Source organism: Streptomyces sp. FIT100 (genome assembly GCF_024584805.1).
Lineage (GTDB): Bacteria > Actinomycetota > Actinomycetes > Streptomycetales > Streptomycetaceae > Streptomyces.
On the sequence record NZ_CP075715.1, the window covers coordinates 7894790 to 7901456 of the forward strand.

General features: G+C 70.2%; 3 protein-coding genes. 1 reads left to right on the forward strand and 2 read right to left on the reverse strand.

All coding sequences use genetic code 11. The features are described from left to right. Window positions 1-3471: 3471 nt before the first annotated feature. Both KK483_RS34985 and KK483_RS34990 read right to left on the reverse strand, forming a co-directional pair. Window positions 3472-4476 (reverse strand): class A beta-lactamase-related serine hydrolase, encoded by a 1005-nt coding sequence (locus KK483_RS34985; RefSeq protein WP_262009232.1) that lies wholly within the window; start codon window positions 4474-4476, stop codon window positions 3472-3474. 381 nt (window positions 4477-4857) lie between these two features. Continuing rightward, window positions 4858-5277 carry a helix-turn-helix domain-containing protein gene (locus tag KK483_RS34990; protein WP_262009233.1) on the reverse strand — a complete coding sequence of 140 codons (420 nt, stop codon included), beginning with the start codon at window positions 5275-5277 and terminating at the stop codon, window positions 4858-4860. 788 nt (window positions 5278-6065) lie between these two features. Between KK483_RS34990 and KK483_RS34995 the strand changes: the two genes are divergently transcribed. Beyond that, window positions 6066-6434 carry an SH3 domain-containing protein gene (locus tag KK483_RS34995; protein ID WP_262009234.1) on the forward strand — a complete coding sequence of 123 codons (369 nt, stop codon included), beginning with the start codon at window positions 6066-6068 and terminating at the stop codon, window positions 6432-6434. Window positions 6435-6667: the final 233 nt, after the last annotated feature.

Below are 6667 nucleotides of genomic sequence, written 5' to 3' on the forward strand. Positions count from 1 at the left end.
CTCCTTGGCAGGGAACGGGGAACGCCCGTTCCCCGCCGGCGAGCGGCGGGGAACGGGATGAGTGCCGCGCCGGGAGAAGCCGCACGCGTCACATCGCCGGCCGTGGCCCGGGGAGACGGACGGGCCGGCACCGGAGCGCGTCGCGTCCGAGCTGACGGACCGTGAGGGCGACGCGCCAACCGATCGTTACATTCCGTCGAAATTATTGTCAAGAAGCTCATAGCTATTTAAATCGGGCAGGTTTGGTGGGTGGGGCGGCGGTCCCGCCCGGGTGCGGGCCGGCCCGAAGAGGCCCTCGTGCCGCTGGCTTTTCGGACGTGATGACACGGGGCGCGCTGCGCGAACCGCGCTGAATGCTCGGCGCGTGTGGGGGGGAAGGTGTGGCGGATGCAGGCTTCGGATGCTGGGCGCCCGGGCGCCCGGGCGCCCGCTCGCCCGGGCGCCCGCTCGCCCGGGTGGCCGGGTGGCCGGGTGGCCTTCGGGTGCGGGCCTGCTCGGGCGCGGATGCCGGAGACCTCCGCAGCAGGATGTGGGGTCGGTGCAGTGCATGCTGCCCCCTCTTTTTGCCGGGCGCGGGGTCTCGTTGTACCGGCGCGGCTCCTTGGAATCCCCGGCGGCCGTGGACGTTGACTCTCGCCGGGATGAATCCGTGTGCCGCTGTGCGGCTACCGCTCTTGCGGAATCAGTCGCTTGGCGGTCGGGCAAAAGATGCGAAGGGCTAAGGGCTTTTCGAGTGGGCCCAGTTGGTTTGCCGCCTTCCCGTCCCGGGTGGCGGGGCCGGTTTGAGGGCGGCTGCTTCCGGGCGGGGACTCCATCGGAGGGAATCCGGTGCGATAACTGCGCATTCCTCCGCTCGCTCTGCCGTGGGGGCTTCATGGCAGCACCGGCTGTATGCCGTGATGTGCACACGGGTTGCGGCCGATTACTGCGGTGCAAGGCGGCGGGAGTTGGCGGTTGAAATCGGCATCACGAATGTGATGGCCTTCCCGTAGCCGAAGTCTTTTGACCTGACAGGGAGTCGCAGACCTGCACGTGGTATTGCCGTTCGAGGCGAGCAGCGCTTCAGCCGCTGGTTTCGCCGCTCCTGCCAATGCTTGCCGTAATGCGCGTATGCGGGCGGTGAGGTGTGAGCCTCGCGACGTCGTACGTGTCCCTGGAGAGGCCGTGCAGGCCGACTCCGATTCTCCAGCAGCCGGCTGAGCTGCCCGATCGGCCATGGATGCTCAGCCGCTGCCCGACGCATAAGGTATCCACCACAGATGCATCGCTCTTGTGTCCGCCGACCCGTCCATCCAACCCGCCGGGCCCACCACCAAGGATCCGGAACATCTCGCTTCCGCGGCTGCGAACAGCAGGCCCCCTCGGGCACGTGCCAGAACTGCCCGGTCGAGGGAATCCCTCCTGCCTATCGGAGAGCGGCCCAGAGGCAGACCTGCGGCCCGAGCGGCCCGGCGCGCGCACGAGAACGACTCACACCCTGCCCCGGTGACCGAAAGGCACGCACGCCGGCTGCCGCCGTCCCGGGCCGCTGCCCCTACCGCGGACGCGGATCCTCATAGACAAGACCCTCCGGGGGAGGGGGAGGGTTCCTCTTGCTGACAGGCCGGTTCCCGGCTGCGGCGGCAGGTGACGCCCGGCACGCCCCGGCACACCCCAACCGACCGGCACGCCCCGGCCGCCCGGCACACCGCGGCCGGGGTGTGCCGGGCATGCCCGGGTGTGCCGGACAGTGCGTGCCGCTCGTCCAGAGGCCCACCCCGCCGGGGTGGTCCGGGGGTGTGGCCGCGCCTGTGACGTGATGCGCGGGCTCGACGCACGTCCTCGCGGAAGACGGCCTCATTGCTGCATGCCCCGGTCTGTCACCCTTTCCCGCACCCGTTGAGCGCCTTGCGGCCTTCCGGCGCGGTGGACCGGCTCCGGTGCCCTGCTGGTCGTCCTGTGAGTCCATGCCGGCGGTAGACGTGAGCGGCGTCGCCGTACGGCACCCCGCGGGCAATGGCCCCGCATCTCTGCGCTGAGGGGCTCTGCTCTGCCCCGTCCGCCCGTCTGCCCTCACCGGTGACCGCGCGCCGCCCGACGCCCAAGAAGCGCTGAGGACCGCGTTCGTGGTCCTTGGCGGAGAAGGGAATGAGGCCACCGGCCGGTCGCACGCTGACCGGCCCTGTGGCACGCCGACCAGCCTGGTGGCCGGCTGGGTCGGCGGCCGAGGAGGCCGGTTGTGCCGCGAAGCCTCCTGGCCGAGGTGATGGTCGGCAGGTTGCCCGGACGGGACGGGATCCTCGCGTCGTCGGGCACGTCCTGGCTGGTGCCGCTGGTGCCGCTGGTGCCGCTGGTGCCGCCGGTGCGGCCTGCGGCGCCAGGTCTGCCGCCGTCACGGCACGCAACGAGGCCGCAGCACACCCGGAGCGCGTTTGCTGGAGTGGTGTGCCGGCGGCCAGTTGGTGGTCTTGTGGTGAGCCGTGTGGTGGGTTCGGCGGGCCGGGCTGCGCCGGGGGTGTCGAGGCGGCCGGTGTGGGTGCCGGAGTTGACGAGTTGGATGCCGGGCGGGCCATGGGTGATCAGCGAGCGCAGGAGGGCCGGCCGGTCGGCTTCGTCCTCGGCTGTGGTGATGTCGGGGCCGGGGATTTCTAGGTGGCCGTTCGTGTGGGCACCGGCCGCGATCAGTGCGTGGGCGTGATGAGGCGGCCGCCCTGGCGGACTTTCCGGGTCAGCGCGTCCAACGGGACGAGGGCATAGGGGCGGGCGTCCAGGGGCTGTTGTGCCAGGCGGTGGTCTGTGCGTCCAGGTGCCGGGTGACCACGCTGGTGAGGGCCTCTTCGGCCCTGCCCGGCCCGGCGCTGGCGCTTCGGCAGCCGGTGCGGGAAGCAGCTCCCACAGGGGAGGGTCGGCTGGACCGTTCCCGCCCTGGTGTCCCGCTCAGGGGGCGTTGTGGTGGCTCACTGTCTCGTCACCGGCCTGCCGGTATGGGGGTGTTGCGGACGGCGCCGGCCTTTGCGGGGTATGGCTGGTATGGCGGGTATGGGTGCGTCGGTGAACGCCCCGACCACCGTGTGGCAGCAGGTCGGGACTCGCCGCGGCGAGGTTGTCTTCGGGGGGTGTGCAGGGGAGGGCGTCAGGGGCGGGGCGTGCTGTCTGGTGCGGTCGTTGCGCTGATCTCCTTCGAGCCTTCGACCTGTTCGAAGACCGGCCGGCGGCCGGCGGCTGCGGCTGTATCCGGGTACTCACTCCGGCGCCGGAGTGAGTACCCGGATCAGGCGGGGAGCCCGCACACCACTTCTCAGGACGCCCCCGCACCCCCCCCGTCGTACCGGGGGCCTGCCCCCTTCTTCGCGTGGTTGGTGTACCGGATCGGCCGTGCTGCGCGCCCTCGCCCCCTGCCTCGCCGCAGTGAGGCAGGGGGCGAGGGGCAGGGGGCAGTGGGGCAGGGGGGTGGCACGGGGGTGGCAGGGGGTGCTTGGAGTGGAGCGGATCCTACGCTGCGGTGTCGATGCCCGGCCGTCTCGCGGAGGGCGGGCCTGTTCCTGGCCGCGGCGGCGCGGGGTGTGTTCCCTTGGACGCGAGTTCGTCGTGTGTGTGATGCCGGTGTTTCTCGAGGTCCTCGTGGATGACCCGGGCCAGTTCTTCGATGGAGTCCTTCCCTTGGGAGAAGAGGCGGTTGCCGTCGCTGAGGATGACCAGGGAGTAGGAGGTGCCTTCGGCGTGGAAGGTGCCGATGCTGTGAACCCGCCAGTGGCGCTGCGAGCGTGGGAGCCAGCCGTTCTTCACCGCCACCGGAGAGGATCCGGCGAACCCTGCGGTGACTCCCCAGCGTTGTTCGGGCACGACATGTGTCATCAGGTCCGTCGCGTATGAGCGTGACGTCTCGTCAAGGACGGTGTTGCGTGTCCCGAGCAGGGTGAGGAGGGCCAACTGGTCCTCCGCGGTGATCTGGGTCAGCCCCCACAGGCCGCCGGGGCCGAACCGTGTGGAGTGCATACCTGCCGCGCGGGCGAACCGTTCCAGCCCCGAGCGGCCGATACGGTTCCACAGCACGCTGGTTGCCGCGTTGTCGGAACGGGTGATCATGTTCGCGGCCAGCTGGTGTTCTTCGGCGGTCAGTGGCCGGCGGGCCCGGGAGGTCTGGTGGAGCAGTGCGCCCAGGACGGTCACCTTCACCACGCTGGCGGAGTCGAACGGCACCCGGGAGCGAAAGGCGCAGTGCGTATGGGTGCGTTCGTCCTGAAGCGCGACAGCCACCGACCGGGTGTTCCCCGACAGCGCGCGATGGAGGTTGCGTTCGAGCTGCCGGGCGAGTTGGGGCTCTGCCGAGGTGCAGATGTGCGCCTGGGCGGCGGGCGGGGCGGTGACAGGGGCCTCTTGCCGGTGAGAAGCCGCCAGCGGAGCGGCTGACGACGCGTAGAGGCAGATCAGGATTGCGGCGACGCCGGCGACGAGGTCTCGACGGCGGGCACGTAGCGGTAAGGCAACGGTGAGCATGGCCGTATCCGTTCTGCTGCGAAGAGGGGGGCGGCGCTGCAGGGCCGGCGCTGCGGAGCCGGCGTGAGCGAGCGGAGCACTGATGCTCTTGAGGAGCTCCTGAAAGCGGTCGACGACCGGTGCGTCTGCCGGCCGGGGGGAGCCGCTGTCGGGACGGGGCCGGAGTGTGTCCACCGGGGGCAGCTCCCGGCCGGCTGCGTGACCGCCGGCTGCGTGACCGCCGACGACGTGACCGCCGACGACGTGTCGGCCGGCCGAGTCGGGCGCAGGACGGCATGCGCCGGCGGTTGCCGGGCGCGGTCCGCAGACGAGGCGCCGGCGCCTGTGCCTGTGCCGTCTGTAGGGGCCCTCGTTCGAACCCAAGGGGGGGCTCGCTGGGGGTCAGGCTGCGGCCTGGTGGGTGGTGCAGGGGGTGGGGCGGTGGGTGCGGGGGCGGTGGGTGCGTGTGGGGCGCCGGTTCTTGCTGAGTTGGTGGCGGGCGAAGTGGGTTGCGGTGGGGGTGGGGGTGGGGGTGGTGGGGGCTGCGGTGGAGCCGGGTACGGGCGCGGGCGCGGGTGCCGGTGCAGGGGCGGGTGTGGGGGTGGTGGCGGAGTCGGGGGTGGTGGCGCTGAAGAGTTCTTCGGTGAGGACGCCGAGTGCGGTGGCGATGCGCCAGGCGGTTTCCGGGCGGGCTCCGCGGCGTCCGTGTGCGAGGAGGGAGATGAAGGCTTGGGATACGTGGGCGATGTCGGCGAGTTTGCGTTGGGAGAGGGACTGGAGACTGAGGAGTTCGGTGAAGCGTCGGCTGTCACGGATGCGCATTGAGCTTCCTCCCTGATCGGGTGGGCCCGGAATGGGGATGCGGGTCCAACATCGGTTCGGGAGAAGCGGAACACAGTAATCGTGGGGGTTTCAAATGGTGCCGACTGGTGTCTTTGCTGCGGTTATGGCAAGTGGTGTGGTGCGGGTGTGCAGGGGTTCGCTGGTTCCTGGGTGATTACCGAATAACGCGTGGCCAGCGGGGGTTGGTGTTATCGCTGGGCAGTGGGCTGTTAGAGCGCACCCCGACCAGCCACCCAGAACACAAAGTTATCGAGACCTCCCGTACCAGTAATAGAGCCGTGACAGGCGACTCCAGCACGCCCGCGAGACAGGGCAGCACATGCGGCGAGCCCTTCGCGCCACCAAGAACTCATGGCCTGACGACAGGAGTTGGCGAGCGCGCGGAGTGTTGTCGGGCGGAGCCGGCCGACAGCAGCCACGGCGCAGCAAAGGACGTGAGAACGGAGCGGACTGGAGGCTTTCGCGGCGCGCCGGCACGGAAACGAAACAGGCGAGTGCCCGCTCACCCTGACCAGTCCACCCCCGCTGCGGGGTGGACTTTGTGCTCCACTCAGCTGAGAGGGACTTGTCACCCCCGCTGAACACGAACAGGTTGGTTCTGCGGAAAGCGCGCTTGACCCCTCCGCCCTTTTCGCAGGGGCCTGCACAGCACCAGGCAGAAGCCCCCGTCTCGCACCGGCAGACCAGATGTCATGCCGGTCCATCACCCCACCCGCCAGGTTCCCTGAAATACCGGAAGGAACAGGTCTGTGATCTCTCGTAAGGTCTTGTTAGCGGCCGGAGCTTCTGCCGCCGCACTCGCGCTGTCGCTTGCGGCCGCTTTTCCGGCCACCGCCGGCGGCGGCGGTCTGCAGGACACCGTCCGCGGCCAGGTCGTCTCCGCCTCGCCGCTCAACATCCGCACCGTCCCCTCCACCGACTCACAGCCCCAAGGCGCATCGCTGCGGCCCGGCGCGAGCGTCATCATCGACTGCAAGGTCCGCGCTCAGGTCATCGGCGGAAACCAGATCTGGTACCGGCTGCGCCTCCAGAAGGGGGGGTGGGCGGCCGCCCGCTACATCCGCAACTCCGCTCCGGTTCCCTTCTGCTGGACGCCGCCCGCCACCACGCTGAGGCTGGTGCCCAGCGTCGGCTGAGCCACCGGTGCTTGGTGCGCGTCCCGTCATTGAGGTGCGCACCAAGCACCGACAGACGCCGGTCCGCAGCGAGCCAGGGCACATGCCATGCCGGCGACGCTGACGCCGGCGGTGATCCAGGCCCCGAAGGGCTGCTGCGGGCCCTTCGGGCACCACTCGCTGACGAGCCCGGATTTCACCGGCGTACCGCTCAACGGCGTTGATGTGCGATGCGGGTTGTCGGTCACTTCCCG